Source organism: Streptomyces sp. Qhu_M48 (genome assembly GCF_051305195.1).
Classification (GTDB): domain Bacteria; phylum Actinomycetota; class Actinomycetes; order Streptomycetales; family Streptomycetaceae; genus Streptomyces.
In genome coordinates, this window is the sequence record NZ_CP195432.1 from 7,017,101 (window position 1) to 7,035,653 (window position 18,553).

Genomic DNA, 18,553 nt, shown 5'->3' on the forward strand with positions numbered 1-18,553 from the left:
GAGGAGGTGGCCGAAGAGGTGGCGGCCGTCGAGAACGGCGGGCCCGGACCCCGTGCGGGGGATCCGGGCCCGCGGACAGCCCGGGCAGCCTCGGCCGCCGGCCCTCGGCTCCCAGCCCTCAGATCTCAGACCTCAGCCGTCAGGCCTGAACCGTCAGCCCTCAGCCCTCAGGCGCGGTCGATCGCCTCCTGGATCTCCGTCACCCACCGCGAGCGGTCCTCGGGGCACTCCAGGTACAGCTCGCGGGCGAAGCGCCGCGACCGGTAGCCGTTGGCCTCGATCCAGAGGGCCAGGGTCTGCGCGGTCGGCAGGATGGTGTCCATCGAGCCCCGGTGGACGACGGTCGCCGCCTCCTCGATGCCGGGCAGCACGAGCACCTCGACGCCCTCCACGACCGTCCCCTCGGGCACCGTCATGGCGGCGTGCACGACGACCGAGCCGTCGCCCTTCCCCGCGTCCTCGTAGTACGCGATCCCCGGGCCGAAGCCGGTGACCCCGGCGGCTTCGAGGCGGCCGCACAGCTCGTCGTACAGGGGGCCGATGACCGGGCCGATGTCGTGCGGGCCGAAGCTCGCGGCGGTCGCGCTCAGCTCGGCGACACGGACGGCGGGGATCTTCTTGACGACGACGTCCTGGGTGGACATGCGTCCCTCACTCTCGATGGCTCGGAGCCGCGCGCCGACCTGGGCGAGCCGGGCCCGTGCCTCCGCGAGGGCCGCTTCCAGCTCGGCCTGGCGCAGACGCAGCATGCCCCGCAGCTCGTCCGCGTCGAACTTCTCGTCGAGGATGGCCCCCACCTGTTCGAGGGTGAAGCCGAGGTCCTTGAGCGCGATGACACGGTTGAGCAGCGCGAGCTGGTCCGCCGTGTAGAAGCGGTAGCCCGTGTGCGGGTCGACCCGGGCCGGGCGCAGCAGTCCGATGGCGTCGTAGTGGCGCAGCATCCGGACCGACACCCGCCCGTGCCGGGCGAAGTCTCCGATGGTGAACATGACGACCCCTACGACACGGCCTCACACGGTGTGAGGGTCAAGCGGCGCTGCTGAGGGAGAGCTTCGCGGCGAAGCCGAGGAAGAGGGCGCCGGCGGCGGAGGTCGCGCCGGCCGAGAGGCGCCTGCGGCGGCGGAAGGCGGAGGCGAGGCGGGTGCCGCCGAAGATGAGCATGGTCAGGTAGAGGAAGCTGCTGATCTGGAGCAGTGTGCCGAGGACGAGGAAGGACAGCGCCGGGTAGGCGTATCCCGGGTCCACGAACTGCACGAAGAAGGAGATCAGGAAGAGGATCGCCTTCGGGTTGAAGAGGCTGATGATCAGCGCCCGGCGGTAGGGGTGCTCTCCCGGTGCCGTCGGGGTCTGCGCGGTCTCCTCGGCGCGTTCCTCGCCCCGGTCGCGCCACATCGACCGGGCCGCCCGCAGCATCCCGTACGCCATCCAGGCCAGGTAGCCCGCGCCCGCGTACTTCACGACGGTGAAGAGCAGGGGGGTGGTCTGGAGGAGCGAGGCGGCGCCGAGCGCGGCCAGCGTCATCAGGACGGCGTCGCCGGTGAAGACGCCGGCGGCGGCCTTGTAACCGGTCCGGGTGCCCTTGCGGGCGGCGACGGACAGCACGTACAGCGAGTTCGGCCCCGGCAGGAGGATGATGAGGACGAGACCCACGAGATAGGTCGGAAGATCGGTGACACCCAGCATGGAGCGGAGTGTCGCACGTGGGTACGACACTCCGCCCGGGTGTTTCGTATCGCGGAAGACCGGGAGGCTCGGGGCGGGTCAGAACGCGTCGGTCGGGACGTAGGTGCCCCAGACCTCCCGCAGCGCGCCGCAGACCTCGCCGACCGTGGCCCGGGCCTTGAGGGCGGCCTTCATCGGGTACAGGACGTTCGCCGTGCCCGCCGCCGCGGTCCTCAGCTCGGCGAGCGCCGCGTCGACCGCCGGCTGATCGCGTTCGGCCCGGAGCCTCGCGAGGCGGGCCGCCTGCTGGGCCTCGATCGCCGGGTCGACGCGGAGCGGCTCGTACGGTTCCTCGACGTCGATCGTGTAGCGGTTGACGCCGACGACGACCCGCTCTCCGCTGTCGGTCTCCTGCGCGATCCGGTAGGCGGAACGCTCGATCTCGGCCTTCTGGAAGCCGCGCTCGATGGCCCCGACCGCCCCGCCCATGTCCTCGACCCGGGTCATCAGGTCCAGGGCGGCGGCCTCGACGTCGTCGGTCATGCTCTCGACGACGTACGAGCCGGCGAAGGGGTCGACGGTGGCGGTGACGTCCGTCTCGTACGCGAGGACCTGCTGGGTGCGCAGGGCGAGGCGGGCGGACGTGGCCGTCGGCAGGGCGATCGCCTCGTCGAAGGAGTTGGTGTGCAGCGACTGGGTGCCGCCGAGGACGGCGGCGAGGCCCTGGACGGCGACGCGTACCAGGTTGACCTCGGGCTGCTGGGCGGTGAGCTGGACGCCCGCGGTCTGGGTGTGGAAGCGGAGCATCAGCGACCTGGGGTTCTCCGCGCCGAACTCCTCCCTCATGACCCGGGCCCAGATCCGGCGGGCCGCCCGGAACTTGGCGACCTCCTCCAGGATCGTCGTACGGGCCACGAAGAAGAAGGAGAGGCGGGGCGCGAAGTCGTCCACGTCCATGCCGGCGGCGACGGCGGTCCGGACGTACTCGATGCCGTCGGCGAGGGTGAACGCGATCTCCTGCGCGGGCGAGGCCCCGGCCTCGGCCATGTGGTAGCCGGAGATCGAGATGGTGTTCCACTTCGGGATCTCGGCCCCGCAGTACTTGAAGGTGTCCGCGATCAGCCGCAGCGAGGGCTTCGGCGGGAAGATGTACGTGCCGCGGGCGATGTACTCCTTCAGCACGTCGTTCTGGATCGTGCCGGTCAGCCGGTCGGCAGGGACGCCCTGCTCCTCACCGACGAGCTGGTAGAGCAGCAGCAGGAGCGCGCCGGGAGCGTTGATCGTCATCGAGGTGGAGACCTCGTCCAGCGGGATGCCGTCGAACAGGATCCGCATGTCGTCGATCGAGTCGACGGCGACGCCGACCTTGCCGACCTCGCCGGAGGCGATCGGCGCGTCCGAGTCGTGGCCCATCTGCGTCGGCAGGTCGAAGGCGACGGAGAGCCCGGTCGTGCCGTTGGCGATGAGCTGCTTGTAGCGGGCGTTGGACTCGACGGCGGTGCCGAAGCCCGCGTACTGGCGCATGGTCCAGGGCCGGCCGGTGTACATCGACGGGTACACACCGCGCGTGAAGGGGTAGGCGCCGGGCTCTCCCAGCTTCTCCCCGGGGTCCCACCCGTCCAGGGCGTCCGGTCCGTAGACCGGCTCGATGGGCAGTCCCGACTCAGACTCGCGCGCCATGCGTTGCGCCTCCCGGATAGCTCGTCGCCCAGCGGTACGGCTCCTCGCGGCGGACGGTGTCGGCGGGTGTCCGGACGGTGGAGGGCGGCGCGCTGGGACCTTTCCTCACAGCATGCGCGGTTCGCGGCCCACCCGCGCAACCGCACACGCGCGAGACGCATCCCTACGTACACACGACACGCCTCGGGGGGCAACGATGAAGCGGACTTCTTCCGTCATACGCAGAGCGGTACTGGCAGCGGCGGCGGTGGCGCTCGCCGCCGGTTGTACGGCCCAGGCGGCCGACGGCGGAAACGGTTCTGCCGGTCCGACGGCGGCGCCGACGACGTCCGCTCCCGAGCCGAGCGGGTCCGCGACCGACGCTCCGACCGAGACGCCGACCGAGGACCCCGAGTCCTCCTCCCCCAGCGCTCCGACGGAGACGCCCTCCGACGACGCCACCGAGAGCGCGGGGCCCGGGGCCCTGATGGGCGACGGGGACGAGAGCGAGCAGGTCCGCGAACTCCAGGCGCGGCTGCGGCAGCTGGGTCACTTCGACCGGGCGCCCACCGGGTTCTACGGGACGATGACGGCCGGTTCGGTCAAGGCCTTCCAGAAGAAGCGGGGGCTGCCGCGGACGGGTTCGGTCGACACGGCGACCTGGGAGCAGCTGCTCGGTGCGAGCCGGAAGCCGACCGCCGACGAGCTGAAGCCGTCGACCACCAACGAGCTGGACACGCCCGACGCGCGCTGCCTGACCGGCCGGGTGCTGTGCATCAGCAAGGAGAGCCGAACCCTCGCCTGGATGATCGACGGCAAGGTCGTCTCGTCGATGGACGTCCGCTTCGGCTCGGAGAACACCCCGACCCGTGAGGGCACGTTCACGGTCGAGCGCAAGGTCCGTCAGGACTGGTCGCGGCTCTACCACACGCCGATGCCGCTCTCGATGTACTTCAGCCGGGGCCAGGCGGTGCACTACTCGTCGGACTTCGCGGCCCGCGGCTACAGCGGTGGCTCGCACGGCTGCGTCAACGTCCGGGACCGGGCCAAGCTCACGACCCTCTTCGACCAGGTGAAGGTCGGCGACAAGGTCGTCGTCCACTGGTGACCCGATGGGCGGGGAGAGAGGGCGCGGGTGGGACCGGGGGAACGTGTCCCACCCGCGCCGGGTGCGCGGAGCCGTAGGTACGGGGGGAACCCCGGCTCACGCGCGGCCGATGACCAGTCGGCTCATTCAGTACTGCGCCGACGGGTCGAGAAGTGTTACACCGGCAGCGGGACGCGTGCGGTGACGGCGATCACAGGCGGTGCGGCGGCGAGGAGAACGGATTCTCCCGGCTCGGCGGCGGACCGGGCGGTGCCACGGCGGTCGTCGGCACGGCGGTCCTCGGTACGGCGGTCGTCGGCGTGGCGGAGGCTCTCGCGACGGTCGCTCCCGCGGCGGTCCCCGCCTCCGGCGCCATCCCGCCCGTCGCCGGGACGCCCGGCCCCGACCGGGCTGTTCCCGGAGCCGTCGCGCCGGTCGTCCCGGCTGTCGCCGGGCCCGTTCCCGTACCGGCCGTCGCTCGCGCCGTCCCCGTCGGAGTCGTCCTTCGCGCCGCCCGTGCCGTCGTCCTTGCCGTCGCCCTTGCCGTCGCCCTCGGACGGGCCCGTACCGCCGTCGAGGAGCCGGTCGCAGTAGCGGCGCAGCGTCTCGCCGTCGCGCAGGGTGCCCGTGAGCCGCTTGCGGCCGGTGGCGTCGAGCTTCCCCGACCGGTACTCCCGGCAGGCCTGGACGGCCTTCTCCCGGAGCGTCGTGGCGCCCGGCTTCCCCGTGGCGCCGGAGTCCTCCCCCGAACCGCCCGCCCCACCCGTACCGCTGGGACCCGGGCCCGTGTGCGGGCCCGCCGCACTCCCGCCCGGCTCGGGGGTGCCCTGTCCCGGAGTGGCCTCGCCGGGCCCGTCGGTGCCTCCGGTGGCCGGCGCCGTGGTGCCGGTACCGGCCGACGGGGACACGCCGGGCGTGGGGGCACCGCTGCCGCCCGGTTCCGCCGGCGGCGCCTCGGGGTCCTCGCGTATCCCGGGGTCCACCGAGACGAGCGGGTCGGCGGTCCCGCCCGCCGTGACGGAGCTGGCGGGGGCGGGGCCCACCATCGGCAGCACACCTGTTCCGGCGGCGACGGCGACCCCTCCGACGGTGACGGCGGCGACCGCGGCGGCGAGGCCGTACCGGACGGAGCGCCCCCAGCGGCGGGGGGCCGCGACGGGGGCGAGCCGCACCCGGCCGAGGTCGGCGTGCGCGGTGGGTCCGGGGGCCGTCGCGGGCGTCACGCCGGCGCGCGCGGCGGTGGCCTGCCGGAAGGCGACGAGCGCGGCGGCCTCTCCCGGCAGTTCGGTGCGCGCGGCCGGGGTGCGGGCGGCGTCGAGGGCTTCGGCGAGTCGCTCGGCCCCGGAGCGCACGCGGTCGTCGACGGCGTCGACGGGCTCGCCGCGGAGCAGCCGCTCCGCGGCCTCCTGGTCGAGCCACTGGTACCGCTCGTCGGCCATCACATGTCCTTCTGCGTACGCGGACGTGATTGCGTCACACCGCCGGGGGCCACGGGCCCCGGCCCGCGTCCGCGTTGCGGAGGCACACCGTCCAGCGGGACGACGGCCTCTCCCGCTCCGTCCGGCCCGATGGTCTCGCCGTCGACGCCGAGGAGTTCGGCCAGCCTCTTGAGGCCTCGGTGGGCGGCGGTGCGGACGGCTCCGGGGCGTTTGCCCAGGGTGTCGGCGGCGCTCTTGGCGTCCAGGCCGACGACGACGCGCAGGACGACGGCCTCGGCCTGGTCCTGCGGAAGCTGGGCGATGAGCTGCATGGTGTGGCCGGTGGCCAGCGCCTCCAGGGCTTCGCCCGCCGTGTCGGAGGCGGCGGGCTTGTCGGTGAGTTCGGTCTCGTCGGCGCCGACGGCGGGTCGCCTGCCGCGCATCCGTATGTGGTCGAGGGCGCGGTTGCGGGCGATGCGGGCGGCCCAGCCGCGGAAGCGGTCCGCGTCGCCGTCGAAGCGGTCGAGGTCGCGGGCGATCTGGAGCCAGGCCTCCGAGGCGACGTCCTCGGCCTCGATGTCCCCCACCAGCGTGCGTATGTAGCCGAGCAACCGTGGATGCACGGCGCGATACACAGTACGGAAGGCGTTCTCGTCCCCGTCCCGCGCAGCGAGCACCGCGGCCGTCAGCTCCGCGTCGTCCCCCAGCACTCCCCAAACCCTGTTCATCGGTCGCGTCGTCGCTCCGTCGCGGCTGGTCACCACCGCCACACTGCCTCGCGCACCTGCACGCTACGTCGTGTCGCGGCCGCGCGTCCACGCGGTCCGGGGTCTTTGTACAACTTGCAACCTTCGGGCGGCGGCATGCGGCGCCCGGCCCGGGGCCCTCCGGCCCGGGCGCGGTGTGACAGAAAGCGCACCCTCGACGCTGATAGGAGTACGGAGCCGTGCTGCGGCTCCGTGGACGGCGACCGGGGCCTCTCCTGTGGGGGGTGGCGGCCCCGGTCGTCTCCCTTTCCCCTCCTCTTCCGCGCTTCCCTCTTCGCTCCGCGCGCCCTCTTCTTCCGTGTTCCGCACCGGCCGGGGGTGGGGCGCACCCTCCCGCTGTCAACTGACGGTTGACAGTGCGAGGGTGTCAACCTAGGGTTGCCTCATGACGAATCCAGCCGGTCCGAACATCCCCGTCCGTCTCGACGAGCTCATCGAAGCGATCAAGAAGGTCCACCCCGACGCCCTGGAGCAGCTCTCCGGTGCCGTCATCGCGGCGGACCACCTCGGCGATGTCGCCGACCACCTCATCGGCCACTTCGTGGACCAGGCCCGGCGCTCCGGCGCCTCCTGGACCGACATCGGCCGCAGCATGGGCGTCACCCGCCAGGCGGCCCAGAAGCGGTTCGTGCCCAAGGACCCGGACGCGGAGAAGATGGACCCGAGCGCGGGGTTCAACCGCTTCACCCCCCGGGCGCGGAACGTGGTGGTCGCCTCCCAGAACGAGGCCAAGGCCGCCGGGCACGACGAGATCCTCCCCGCCCACCTGGCGCTCGGGCTGCTCGCCGAGCCCGAGGGGCTCGCGGTGTTCTGGACGGGTACCCAGGGCGTGACCCCGGAGCAGATCCGCGAGGCCGTCACGGCGACCCTGCCGCCGGCCGCCGCCGAGGTGCCGGCGCTCGTCCCGTACGACGCGGCGGCGAAGAAGGTCCTGGAGCTGACGTTCCGCGAGGCCCTGCGTCTCGGCCACAACTACGTCGGCACCGAGCACATCCTGCTCGCCCTCCTGGAGCACGAGGACGGTACGGGTGTGCTGACCGGACTCGGCCTCGACAAGGCCACGGCGGAGCGGGAGATCTCCGAGACGATCGCCTCGGTGGCGATCTCGGCCCCCGCCCCGGAGGAGCAGGCCTGAGCCCTCAGGCGGTGCGGGCCCGGCGCGAGACGACCGCGCGGAGCACCCGGCCGCCCTCGACGGAGAGTTCACGGGCCCGGCGCAGACCGGTCGGGCCGTGGGCGGCCGATTCGAGGACGGCCTGCTGACGGCGGAGCTCCCCGGCGAGCAGCGGGCCCGCGCCCTCGCCGTCCCCGGCCCGGCAGCGTTCGACGAGACCGTCGGGCACCTCGGCCGCGTCGTACCGTCCGTGCAGGGCGAGGGCGGTGACGGAGCACGCGCCCGACCAGACGCGCAGGGCCTCGGCCGTCCAGTCGGCCGGGGCTCCGGCCAGCATGCCGCGCACGGCCCCGGCGTCCGGCGAAGCGCCGGAGCCACCGCCCGGGTCGCCTCCGGCGTCCGCGTCCAGTTCGACCCGAGCCTTGGCGACGGCCTCGCCCCAGGCCTGTCCGTCACCGCGCGCGACGGCCGCCCAGACAGGTCGCAGGGCGTCGCCCCGGTCACCGGCGAGCAGCGGGAGGCAGCGGTCGAGGCAGGCGAGACCGGCCGCGGCCAGACCTCGTTCGTCGGCCCCGTCGATCAGTTCCAGCAGGCTCCGGCCCGTCACCGACGTCATGGACGCCTCCTCGCCACCCGATACGGACGCAGTACTTCCACTACTGCGCCGAGGGGCGCGTTTTCGTCACTGCGCGGCCGGAATCATGCCAGTGGCCTCACGTCCTGCATAGGGTCCGCGCTCGGACCGGCGGAGGAGGTCGGCCGTACGCGCTCCGCCGGCGGACGTGCTCACCGCACCCGCTGCGCCAGCGCCCGGAACTGGTCCCAGGTCGCCGTCGGCGCGCGTTCGTCCCACAGCTTCTGGGCCGTCGCCGTCAGCGGCATCCGGATCCCGTCGGCCACCTGCGCCGGGGTCTGCGACCGGGACAGGTCGCACCAGACGGCGAACCGGCCGCCCAGGATCTGGGAGTCGTACCGCGCCGGGACCGGGGTCGTGCCCCGGAGCACCAGCGGGGTCCACTGCTCGTAGATGCGGCGGCCGGTGGGGTAGGTGAAGTCGTTGGGCTCGCCGAGCACGTAGTAGAGGAACTCGTCGTTGAGGTTCACGACCTTGCGGCCCTCGGCCAGGTACTCGGCCGGCGGCCGGGCGCCGATCTCCTTCCCGGTCCAGTACTCGACCTCGATGCCCTGGTCGGCGTGGACGACACCGCCCCGGAAGAAGCCGTCGTTCCAGGCCTTCGGCACCTTGCCGGTGTCACGGACCACCGCGGCGCGGTCGTTCAGCCACCCCTCCGCCAGGTCCTGGACGCGCGCCTGCGCTCCGTACTTCTGGCGGGCCGCCGTGGCGAGCTGCGGATAGGAGGCCTCGGGCGAGCGGACGGTCAGCGCCTGGTACTCGTCCGCGCCGACGTGGAACCAGCCGCCGGGGAAGAGCGCGGCGTACTCGCGCAGCAGCTCGTCGACGAGCCGCGCGGAGGCGGGCTTCGAGATGTCGATGGCCCCCTGGCGCGGGACCCCCTGGACGTTGCGCAGCTGCAGGTCGGGGTGGGCGCGCAGGACGGCGCCGAGGTGTCCGGGCGAGTCGATCTCGGGCACGACGGTGATGTGCAGGGTCTGCGCGAGGGCGAGGATCCGGCGCACCTCGGCCTTGGTGAGGTGCTGGGCCGAGACGATCTCGGGGTGGGTGTCCGAGGCGATCCGGAAGCCCTGGTCGTCGGAGAAGTGCAGTCCGAACTGGTTGAGCTTGAGGTCGGCCATCTCCCGGAGCCGGGCCTCGATCCACTCCGCGGTGAAGAACTTGCGGGCGATGTCGAGGTTCAGTCCGCGCTGGGGCTTGGCCGGGGCGTCGGTGACGGTGCCCTCGGGCATCGCGCCCGAGCCCTTCACCGACTGCTTGAGGGTGCGGGTCCCGTAGAAGACGCCCGCCTGGTCGGGGCCGGTGATCCTGACCCGGTCGTCGCGGGTGGTCAGCGTGTACGACTCCGGGGCGCCCTTGCCGCCGAGGGCCAGCTCGACGTCGCCCGCGCGGGCGGCGACGGCGCCCCGGTAGGCGATCTTGAGCTCGCCCGCGAGCAGTCGCGCTTCGTCGGCGAGCCCCTCGCTGCCCGCGGCGATGACGATCCCGGCGGTGGGCACGGGCTTCCAGCCCGGTCCGCGCGCGGCCTCGTGGGCGGAGACGGCGGGGACCGTGAGGGGCGCGGTGGAGAGCGGGTAGGTCCTGGTCGGTGTCGGGCTGGGCGGCGGCGCGCTGGTGGGCGCGGCGCCCGCGGACGTACCGGAAGAGGAGGAGGCGGACGGGCCGGACCCGGACGGAGAACCGCCGGAACAGGCCGCCACGGTGGCCAGTGCCACCGCGGTCGCCAGAAGTGCGGAGCCCCGGCGGGGCCCCCGTATGGAGTACCGCATCATTCGGAATCCTCCCTTACGGCGGACGGTCAGGCCAATCGGGGGGACGTTGCGCCCCGGGGAAGGGACGGACCGGAACCCTTTCGTCCATCTTCTGTTCCGAAACTCTCCCTTCCGGGTGAAATTCGCGCATCCGTCGGACACTTCCCTCGTCCCGTCGATAACGTTGCGTCACACCCACCCCATCGCGCCTCACCTCATCGCGCTCCACACCTCGCGCCCCATCACCTCGCGCCCGTCCCCGCGCGACCCGCCCCACCCGTCCCGGAGTACCGGAGCCCACGCTGACCAGCGACATCCATGTCCCCTGCCGTACGCCGGGCTCCACGGACACGCCTGCCCTGCCCGCCCAGAACCTGGGCCCGTCCCCGCGCGGGCTCGCGGGCTTCAACGCCGCCACGCCCGCCGAGGCCGAGGCCGTGCTCCTCTCCTGCTGCCACAGCCGCCGCTGGGCCGAACGGGTGGCGGCGCACCGCCCCTACCCCACCGTGGACGCCCTGCTCGCCGCCGCCGACGAGGCCGGGTACGACCTGTCCCGCGCGGATCTCGACGAGGCCCTGGCCGCCGAGTCCTCGGCCCTGCCGCACCCCGACGCGCCGCCCGCGGCACGCACCGCGCTGCGGGCCGCCCACGCCGCGTACGAGAGCGGCTTCGGACACGCGTTCGTGATCAGCCTCGACGGCGTGCGCCCCGGGGAGCGGCTCGACCGGGTCCTGGCAGGCATCCGGTCACGTCTCGGCAACGAAGCGGAGGAGGAGCGGGTGGTCGCCGCCGACGAGCTGAGGCGGCTCGCGCGCGCCCGGCTCGCGTTCCGGCTCGCCGAGCCCCTCACCCCCCGACACTCCGCACCGTGATTCCGTCCGGAATGCGGCGATTCCGGGCTGTGTCATAGGCCGTCCGTGCCTGTTTGATCACACCTATGGACCCCGCGCAAACGAACCGACAAGTCGTCGCTACGATGACCGGGGCCGGTGGACCGTACCCGGCCGGGTCAGACCGACACTGAAGCCGGCCGACCCTGATCCCCGCTCCCGGAGGGTTTTTCCGTGCCGGCTGGAACGCTGTACCGCGGCCGGGAAGGAATGTGGAGCTGGGTGGCTCATCGAGTCACCGGCGTCCTCATCTTCTTCTTCCTGTTCGTACACGTGCTGGACACCGCTCTCGTCCGCGTCTCCCCCGAGGCGTACGACGAGGTCGTCGCGACCTACAAGACGCCGATCGTCGCTCTCCTTGAGTACGGCCTCGTCGCCGCCATCCTCTTCCACGCGCTGAACGGCCTCAGGGTCATCGCCGTGGACTTCTGGTCCAAGGGCCCGCGCTACCAGAAGCAGATGCTCTGGACCGTCGTGGGCATCTGGGTCGTGCTGATGGCGGGCTCGCTGTACCCCATCCTTGGTCACGCCGCACGTGAACTGTTCGGGAGCTGACGCCAGACATGTCTGCTGACACCACCTCCGCCACCATCGGCCCCGTCGAGGGTGGCGCCCCCTACGACGTGGAGAACCCCGCGCCGTACATCGAGGCCCCCCGCAAGCGCACGGGCAAGACCCCGCGCGCGACCCGCGGCAACTTCGAGATGGCCGCATGGCTCTTCATGCGCCTCTCGGGCGTGGTCCTCGTCGTCCTGGTCCTCGGTCACCTGCTGATCCAGCTCTTCCTGGACGGCGGCGTCTCCAAGATCGGCTTCGCCTTCGTGGCCGGCCGCTGGGCGTCCCCGTTCTGGCAGGTCTGGGACCTGCTGATGCTCTGGCTGGCCATGCTGCACGGCGCCAACGGCCTCCGTACCGTCATCAACGACTACGCGGAGCGGGCCAACACGCGCCTGTGGCTCAAGGGCCTGCTGTACACCGCCACGGTGTTCACCATCCTTCTGGGCACGCTGGTGATCTTCACCTTCGACCCGAACATCCGCTAGGCACGGGGCTGAGGTAATCCACGTCATGAAGATCCACAAGTACGACACCGTCATCGTCGGCGCCGGTGGCGCGGGCATGCGCGCCGCCATCGAGTCGACGAAGCGCAGCCGCACCGCCGTCCTGACGAAGCTCTACCCCACCCGCTCCCACACGGGCGCGGCGCAGGGCGGCATGGCCGCCGCGCTCGCCAACGTGGAGGAGGACAACTGGGAGTGGCACACCTTCGACACGGTCAAGGGCGGTGACTACCTGGTCGACCAGGACGCCGCCGAGATCCTGGCGAAGGAGGCCATCGACGCCGTCCTCGACCTGGAGAAGATGGGCCTGCCGTTCAACCGCACCCCGAACGGCACCATCGACCAGCGCCGCTTCGGCGGTCACTCCCGCAACCACGGCGAGGCCCCGGTCCGCCGGTCCTGCTACGCCGCGGACCGCACCGGCCACATGATCCTCCAGACGCTGTACCAGAACTGCGTCAAGGAGGGCGTGGAGTTCTTCAACGAGTTCTACGTCCTGGACCAGCTGCTGGTCGAGGAGGACGGCGTCAAGAAGTCCGCCGGTGTGGTCGCCTACGAGCTGGCCACCGGCGAGATCCACGTCTTCCAGGCCAAGGCCGTGATCTACGCCTCCGGCGGCACCGGCAAGTTCTTCAAGGTGACCTCCAACGCGCACACCCTGACCGGTGACGGCCAGGCCGCCTGCTACCGCCGCGGTCTGCCCCTGGAGGACATGGAGTTCTTCCAGTTCCACCCGACGGGCATCTGGCGCATGGGCATCCTGCTGACGGAGGGCGCCCGCGGTGAGGGCGGCATCCTCCGCAACAAGGACGGCGAGCGCTTCATGGAGAAGTACGCGCCGGTCATGAAGGACCTCGCGTCCCGTGACGTCGTCTCCCGCTCCATCTACACGGAGATCCGCGAGGGCCGCGGCTGCGGTCCCGAGGGCGACCACGTCTACCTGGACCTGACGCACCTCCCGCCGGAGCAGCTGGACGCCAAGCTCCCGGACATCACCGAGTTCGCCCGTACGTACCTCGGCATCGAGCCGTACACGGACCCGATCCCGATCCAGCCCACCGCGCACTACGCCATGGGCGGCATCCCGACCAACGTCGAGGGTGAGGTCCTGTCGGACAACACCACCGTCGTCCCGGGCCTGTACGCGGCCGGCGAGGTCGCCTGCGTGTCGGTGCACGGCGCCAACCGCCTGGGCACCAACTCGCTGCTCGACATCAACGTCTTCGGCAAGCGCTCCGGCATCGCCGCGGCCGAGTACTCCGCCAAGCACGACTACGTCGAGCTGCCGGAGAACCCGGAGTCCCTCGTCGTCTCGACGATCGAGAGGCTGCGCAACTCCACCGGTCACGAGCGGGTCGCGGACATCCGTCGCGAACTGCAGGAGACCATGGACGCCAACGTCATGGTGTTCCGCACCGAGCAGACGATCAAGACGGCCGTCGAGAAGATCGCCGAGCTGCGCGAGCGCTACGAGAACGTGTCCATCCAGGACAAGGGCAAGCGCTTCAACACGGACCTCCTGGAGGCCATCGAGCTGGGCAACCTGCTCGAACTGGCCGAGGTCATGGCCGTCTCGGCCCTGGCGCGCAAGGAGTCCCGCGGCGGTCACTACCGCGAGGACTACCCCAACCGCGACGACGTCAACTTCATGCGTCACACCATGGCGTACCGCGAGGTCGGCGAGGACGGCTCCGAGACCGTCCGTCTCGACTACAAGCCGGTCGTCCAGACCCGCTACCAGCCGATGGAGCGTAAGTACTGATGGCTACCCCCGTACTGGACAAGGTGGAGAAGGACTCCGCCGCCTCGCCGTACATCACGGTCACGATGCGGATCCGCCGCTTCAACCCCGAGGTGTCGGACGCGTCGGTCTGGGAGGACTTCCAGATCGAGATCGACCCGAAGGAGCGTGTGCTCGACGCCCTCCACAAGATCAAGTGGGACGTCGACGGCACGCTGACCTTCCGTCGCTCGTGCGCGCACGGCATCTGCGGCTCGGACGCGATGCGGATCAACGGCAAGAACAGGCTCGCCTGCAAGACGCTGATCAAGGACCTCAACCCCGAGAAGCCGATCACCGTCGAGGCCATCAAGGGCCTCACGGTGCTGAAGGACCTCGTCGTCGACATGGAGCCCTTCTTCCAGGCGTACCGGGACGTCATGCCGTTCCTGGTCACCAAGGGCAACGAGCCGACGCGCGAGCGTCTGCAGTCCGCCGAGGACCGCGAGCGCTTCGACGACACCACCAAGTGCATCCTGTGCGCCGCGTGCACGTCGTCCTGCCCGGTCTTCTGGAACGACGGCCAGTACTTCGGTCCGGCCGCGATCGTCAACGCGCACCGCTTCATCTTCGACTCGCGTGACGAGGCGGGCGAGCAGCGCCTGGAGATCCTGAACGACAAGGACGGCGTGTGGCGTTGCCGCACGACGTTCAACTGCACGGACGCCTGCCCGCGTGGCATCGAGGTCACGAAGGCGATCCAGGAGGTCAAGCGCGCGCTGATCACGCGTCGCTTCTGACCGGACGGTTCGGTGCTTCGGCCCGCTTCTGTACGCTGCGGCGTGCAGGAGCGGGCTTTTTCCTACTGAGGACGGGGACTGATGAGCGAGCCGAACCCTTACCGGCCGGAGGAGTACGAGTGGGGTCCCGGGCAGCAGCAGCCGGGGACGCCGGCCTACGGGTACCCGTACCCGCAGTCCCCGTCGTACCAGCCGACCCTGCCGGAAGGCGTGCCCGTTCAGCCGCGGCACGCCCCGGTGCCGCAGGGCGTCGCGGGGGCGGGAACCCCGGTGCTGAGCCTGGGTGACATCACCGTGGTGGGCGACCAGATCATCACGCCCGCCGGGCCGATGCCCCTGAAGGGCGCCGTGTGGAACGCGATGGACATGTCGCGGACCGAGGAGAAGATGCCCACGGTCGCGATCGTCCTCGCGGTCATCTTCTTCGTCTTCTGCCTGCTGGGCCTGTTGTTCCTGCTGATGAAGGAGAAGCAGACGACCGGCTTCATCCAGGTCACGGTGACCAGCGGCGGCAGGCACCACTCGACGATGATCCCGGCGCGCGGCCCGGACACCATCCACTGGGTGATGGGCCAGCTCAACTACGCGCGGTCCCTGAGCATGTGACCGGCCGCCACCCCGAGGGACCCCGAGGCATCGCCTCCGGGTCCTTCAGCCGTGCCAGGAGCGGGTCGTCTCCGTCGCCTCCGCCTCGACCATGACGCGGCGGAGCATGTCGTTGAGGAGGGCGCGTTCCTCGGGGGTGAGGACGCCGAGGAGGCGGTACTCCTCGTGGCCGAGGACGTCCATCGCGCCGAGCCAGGTCTCGTGCCCGGCGGCGGTGAGCTCGACGACGACCCGGCGCCGGTCGACGGTGGACTGGGTACGGCGGACGAAGCCGCGCTTCTCCAGGGCGTCGAGGCGGCCGGAGACGGAGGCCGGGGCCAGGTCGAGGTCCTGGGCGAGCTCGGAGGGGGCGGCGCTGCCGCCACGGCCGGCGATCTTGTGCAGGGTGTCGAACTCGTGCCGCTCCAGGTCGAAGTCGACGAGCGACTGTTCCCTGACCCGGCGGAAGTGGACGGAGAGTTTCTTCATCCGGGTGACGGCGCCCTCGACGACCGGGTCGAGGCCGGGCAGGACGGGCTGCCAGCGGGCGACGTGCTCGTCGGTCCAGTCGAGGGGACCGCTCGGGATGCGCGGTTCGCCGGGCACACCCTGTCCGCCGGGCGTATGCCGCTCGCTCGGGGTACGCGGTTCCTCGGAGTGCGCCATGAGGTGATCGTACGTCGGCGGGCGAGGAAGCTCACGAGAAGTATTTCGTTGACGAATTATTCGGAACCGAAATACTCTTGGGGTCATGACCGCTGCCACCGGTACGACGCTCCCGCCTGCCCCGCCGCCCGTCCCGCACCCGCTGCGCACCCGCCCCTTCCGGCTGCTCCTCGCCGGCCGCACCCTCTCCCTCCTGGGCGACGCCGCGATCCCCGCCGCCCTCGCCCTGGCCGTCCTGGAGGCCACCGGCTCCACGTCGGCGCTCGCCCTGGTCCTCGGCTGCGCGATGGTCCCCAAGCTGCTCCTGCTGCCCCTCGGCGGCGTCGTCGGCGACCGCTTCGACGCCCGCACGGTCGCGCTCACCACGGATCTCGTACGCTGCGTCACCCAGCTCGTCGTCGCCGTCCAACTCCTCGGCGGCGCCCCCAGCCTCGCCGTCCTCGCCGTCGCCGAGGCGCTCGGCGGCGCGGCCGGCGCCTTCGCCATGCCGACCGGCTCCCCCCTGGTGAAGGGAACGGTCGCGCCCGAGGCCCTGCACCGCGCCAACGCCGCCCTGGGCATCGCCAAGAGCGCCACCCGCCTCGGCGGCCCGGCACTCGCGGGCACGCTGGTCCTGACCGTGGGGCCGGGCTGGGCCTTCGTCCTGGACGCGGCCACCTTCGCTCTCAGCGCCCTGCTCCTGGCGGCGGTACGGGTGAAGCGGGTACCGATCCCCCGCCGCTCGCTCCGCGCCGACCTCGCGGAGGGCTGGCAGGAGGTCCGCACCCGCGACTGGTACTGGACCAGCCTGATCGGCCACAGCGCCTGGAACGGCGCCGCGGCCGTCCTGATGACCCTCGGCCCCGCCGTCGCCGTGCAGCGGCTCGGCGGCGGCGCCACCTGGGTCCTTCTGCTCCAGGTCGGCGCCGTCGGATTCCTCCTCGGCGCGCTGCTCGCCGGCCGGGCCCGCCCCCGGCGCCCGGTCCTGGCGGCCAACCTCGGGCTCGCCACGTACGCCCTGCCGCTGGTCCTGCTCGCGGTCGCCGCGCCCGCGCCGCTGACGATCGCCGCCTACGGGCTCGCGCAGGCCGGGCTCGGCTTCCTCTCCCCCGTCTGGGAGACCGCCGTCCAGCGGGCGGTGCCCGCCCACGCGCTGGCCCGCGTCACCTCGTACGACTGGCTCCTCTCCCTGGCCGCGATGCCCCTCGGGTACGCCCTCGCCCCGCTCGCGGCCGCCGCCTGGGGACCCGAGGTGCCGCTGCTCGCCGCCGCGGTGGTGGTCGGCGGCTGCTGCCTGGGCACGGCGCTCGTCCCCGGGGTACGGAGGTTCGGAACCGGAAACTGAGGCCCGGGGCGCCGGTGGGCGCACACGGAAACGGGCCCGCACCGTGAGGTGCGGGCCCGGCTCGTCGGTGTGACGCCCCCTAGAGCGCCGCGGTCTCCGCGAGGAAGTCGGTGAGCAGGCGGGCCGTCTCGGCCGGGCGCTCCAGGGCGGGCAGGTGGCCGGCCCAGTCGAGGTCGACGCGGCGGGCGCCGGGCAGGAGGCGGGTGAGCTCGTCGGCGACCGCCCGGAAGTCGGGCACGTCGTGGGCCCCGGCGACCACGAGGGCGGGGACCTTGATGCCGGCGAGGTCGTCGGGGGTGATGTCGAGCCGGACGGGGGAGAACTCGTCGGGGACGGCGAGCTGGACCTCGAAGGCGTGCCGCTGCATCTCCCGGACGAGGGCGCGGACCTCGGGCCCGGCCTCGGGGCCGAGCCAGGTCTCGACGTTGAGCTCGACGGCGGCGTCGAGGTCGCCCGCCTCGATCAGCTCGTCCTCGCGGGCGCCCCAGGCGGCCAGCTCCTCGCTGGGCGCGAAGCCGGGGATGCCGGAGTTGAGCAGGGCGAGGGCGGAGACGTGGCCGGGGTGGCGGACGGCGAACTCCAGGGCGACCTTGCCGCCGAAGGAGGAGCCGACGACGGCGGCACGGTCGATCCCGAGGTGGTCGAGGAGGTCGCGCACGTCGTCGGCGTGGGTGTGGGCGGCTTCGACGGGGGTCTCCCCGAAGCCGCGGAGGTCGCAGCGGACGACGCGGTGGCCCGCCTCGGCGAGCGCGTGGAACTGCCCCTCCCACATCCGGCGGTCACAGACCCCGGAGTGCAGTAGGAGAACGGTCGAGGGGCCTTGTCCGGCCAGGTCATGAGAGAGCGTCACCCGGGTGACCCTAGGGGGTGGCACCGGTGCGGTCCAGCAGGTTTACCCTCCCCACTTGAACACGTTCAAAGAGAGGTCTACAGTCATGTACGCCAGCTTTTGAACGCGTTCAAGGGAGCGTGGGGCATGGACCTCACTGTCGTCGCGTACATCGTCTACCTGCTGATCAGCGTGGCCCTCACCATCTGGGTCGCGCGCACGCTCAGCCGCAACGGAAGGATCTTCCTCGCGGACGTCCTGCACGGCAACGAGAAGCTCGCCGAGGCGGTCAACCACCTCCTCGTGGTCGGCTTCTACCTCGTCAACTTCGGCTTCGTCGCCCTCTACCTGAGCCAGGACGACGCCGTCCTCGACGCCCGCGCGCTCTTCGAGGCGCTCTCCGTGAAGCTCGGGGTCGTCCTGCTCGTCCTCGGCGTGATGCACCTCGGGAACGTGTACGTCCTCAACAAGATCCGGCGCCGCGGGGTCATGGAGCGCGAGCAGGTGCCGCCGGTCGGCCCGCAGGGATGGACCAACGCGCCCAAGGCCGGTCCGTGGGCCCCGCCGGCACCCCAGGGCTGAACCG

General features: G+C 72.0%; 19 protein-coding genes. 10 read left to right on the forward strand and 9 right to left on the reverse strand.

From position 1 onward, the window contains the following. Positions 1–167 precede the first annotated feature (167 nt). The 3 genes from ACRRSS_RS31380 to ACRRSS_RS31390 all read right to left on the reverse strand — a co-directional run bounded on the left by ACRRSS_RS31380 (position 168) and on the right by ACRRSS_RS31390 (position 3,342). Positions 168–989 carry a MerR family transcriptional regulator gene (locus ACRRSS_RS31380; RefSeq protein WP_435974417.1) on the reverse strand — a complete coding sequence of 274 codons (822 nt, stop codon included), beginning with the start codon at positions 987–989 and terminating at the stop codon, positions 168–170. A gap of 37 nt (positions 990–1,026) precedes the next feature. After that, positions 1,027–1,683: a leucine efflux protein LeuE gene (gene leuE, locus ACRRSS_RS31385; RefSeq protein ID WP_435974418.1), complete on the reverse strand. Its 657-nt coding sequence runs from the start codon at positions 1,681–1,683 to the stop codon at positions 1,027–1,029. Between the two features lie 78 nt (positions 1,684–1,761). Further along, entirely contained in the window at positions 1,762–3,342 is a 1,581-nt protein-coding gene (locus tag ACRRSS_RS31390; RefSeq protein ID WP_435974419.1) for an acyl-CoA mutase large subunit family protein, read from the reverse strand. A gap of 196 nt (positions 3,343–3,538) precedes the next feature. Here ACRRSS_RS31390 and ACRRSS_RS31395 point away from each other — a divergent pair, with 196 nt between their 5' ends. Continuing rightward, positions 3,539–4,429 carry a L,D-transpeptidase family protein gene (locus ACRRSS_RS31395; RefSeq protein WP_435974420.1) on the forward strand — a complete coding sequence of 297 codons (891 nt, stop codon included), beginning with the start codon at positions 3,539–3,541 and terminating at the stop codon, positions 4,427–4,429. A 155-nt stretch (positions 4,430–4,584) separates the two neighbouring features. Here the strand turns inward: ACRRSS_RS31395 and ACRRSS_RS31400 are convergent, their stop codons facing one another. Both ACRRSS_RS31400 and ACRRSS_RS31405 read right to left on the reverse strand, forming a co-directional pair. Beyond that, entirely contained in the window at positions 4,585–5,847 is a 1,263-nt protein-coding gene (locus ACRRSS_RS31400; RefSeq protein ID WP_435974421.1) for a hypothetical protein, read from the reverse strand. Beyond that, positions 5,847–6,536 (reverse strand): RNA polymerase sigma factor, encoded by a 690-nt coding sequence (locus ACRRSS_RS31405; protein ID WP_435975468.1) that lies wholly within the window; start codon positions 6,534–6,536, stop codon positions 5,847–5,849. Before ACRRSS_RS31405 ends, ACRRSS_RS31400 begins: the two co-directional genes overlap by 1 nt. A gap of 442 nt (positions 6,537–6,978) precedes the next feature. Between ACRRSS_RS31405 and ACRRSS_RS31410 the strand changes: the two genes are divergently transcribed. Next, positions 6,979–7,728 (forward strand): Clp protease N-terminal domain-containing protein, encoded by a 750-nt coding sequence (locus ACRRSS_RS31410; RefSeq protein ID WP_435974422.1) that lies wholly within the window; start codon positions 6,979–6,981, stop codon positions 7,726–7,728. Between the two features lie 4 nt (positions 7,729–7,732). On the opposite strand, the gene ACRRSS_RS31415 is transcribed toward ACRRSS_RS31410, so the two are convergent. After that, the gene (locus ACRRSS_RS31415; RefSeq protein WP_435974423.1) at positions 7,733–8,323 is read right to left on the reverse strand and encodes a hypothetical protein; all 591 of its coding nucleotides are present in this window, start codon (positions 8,321–8,323) and stop codon (positions 7,733–7,735) included. Between the two features lie 170 nt (positions 8,324–8,493). Further along, positions 8,494–10,113 carry a beta-N-acetylhexosaminidase gene (locus ACRRSS_RS31420; RefSeq protein WP_435974424.1) on the reverse strand — a complete coding sequence of 540 codons (1,620 nt, stop codon included), beginning with the start codon at positions 10,111–10,113 and terminating at the stop codon, positions 8,494–8,496. Positions 10,114–10,394: 281 nt separating this feature from the next. On the opposite strand from ACRRSS_RS31420, the gene ACRRSS_RS31425 reads away from it, so the two are divergent. From ACRRSS_RS31425 to ACRRSS_RS31450, 6 genes are all read left to right on the forward strand, one after another. Next, a complete protein-coding gene (locus ACRRSS_RS31425; protein WP_435975469.1) occupies positions 10,395–10,964 on the forward strand; it encodes a 2-oxo-4-hydroxy-4-carboxy-5-ureidoimidazoline decarboxylase in 570 nt (189 codons plus the stop codon). 192 nt (positions 10,965–11,156) lie between these two features. Beyond that, a complete protein-coding gene (gene sdhC / locus ACRRSS_RS31430) occupies positions 11,157–11,537 on the forward strand; it encodes a succinate dehydrogenase, cytochrome b556 subunit (RefSeq protein ID WP_073809812.1) in 381 nt (126 codons plus the stop codon). An 8-nt stretch (positions 11,538–11,545) separates the two neighbouring features. Continuing rightward, the gene (locus ACRRSS_RS31435) at positions 11,546–12,025 is read left to right on the forward strand and encodes a succinate dehydrogenase hydrophobic membrane anchor subunit (RefSeq protein WP_435974425.1); all 480 of its coding nucleotides are present in this window, start codon (positions 11,546–11,548) and stop codon (positions 12,023–12,025) included. A 25-nt stretch (positions 12,026–12,050) separates the two neighbouring features. Then, positions 12,051–13,805: a succinate dehydrogenase flavoprotein subunit gene (sdhA, locus tag ACRRSS_RS31440; protein WP_435974426.1), complete on the forward strand. Its 1,755-nt coding sequence runs from the start codon at positions 12,051–12,053 to the stop codon at positions 13,803–13,805. Beyond that, positions 13,805–14,563, forward strand: a complete 759-nt coding sequence (locus tag ACRRSS_RS31445; RefSeq protein WP_435974427.1) for a succinate dehydrogenase iron-sulfur subunit — start codon at positions 13,805–13,807, stop codon at positions 14,561–14,563. Before sdhA ends, ACRRSS_RS31445 begins: the two co-directional genes overlap by 1 nt. 81 nt (positions 14,564–14,644) lie before the next feature. Next, positions 14,645–15,169 carry a hypothetical protein gene (locus tag ACRRSS_RS31450; RefSeq protein WP_435974428.1) on the forward strand — a complete coding sequence of 175 codons (525 nt, stop codon included), beginning with the start codon at positions 14,645–14,647 and terminating at the stop codon, positions 15,167–15,169. A gap of 45 nt (positions 15,170–15,214) precedes the next feature. Here the strand turns inward: ACRRSS_RS31450 and ACRRSS_RS31455 are convergent, their stop codons facing one another. After that, on the reverse strand, positions 15,215–15,814 hold the full coding sequence (locus tag ACRRSS_RS31455; protein WP_435974429.1) for a MarR family winged helix-turn-helix transcriptional regulator: 600 nt from the start codon (positions 15,812–15,814) through the stop codon (positions 15,215–15,217). Between the two features lie 85 nt (positions 15,815–15,899). On the opposite strand from ACRRSS_RS31455, the gene ACRRSS_RS31460 reads away from it, so the two are divergent. Next, entirely contained in the window at positions 15,900–17,138 is a 1,239-nt protein-coding gene (locus tag ACRRSS_RS31460) for an MFS transporter (RefSeq protein WP_435974430.1), read from the forward strand. Between the two features lie 79 nt (positions 17,139–17,217). On the opposite strand, the gene ACRRSS_RS31465 is transcribed toward ACRRSS_RS31460, so the two are convergent. Next, positions 17,218–17,988, reverse strand: coding sequence for an alpha/beta fold hydrolase (locus tag ACRRSS_RS31465; RefSeq protein ID WP_435974431.1), 771 nt, complete (start codon positions 17,986–17,988; stop codon positions 17,218–17,220). Positions 17,989–18,114: 126 nt separating this feature from the next. On the opposite strand from ACRRSS_RS31465, the gene ACRRSS_RS31470 reads away from it, so the two are divergent. Then, positions 18,115–18,549: a hypothetical protein gene (locus tag ACRRSS_RS31470; protein WP_435974432.1), complete on the forward strand. Its 435-nt coding sequence runs from the start codon at positions 18,115–18,117 to the stop codon at positions 18,547–18,549. Positions 18,550–18,553: the final 4 nt, after the last annotated feature.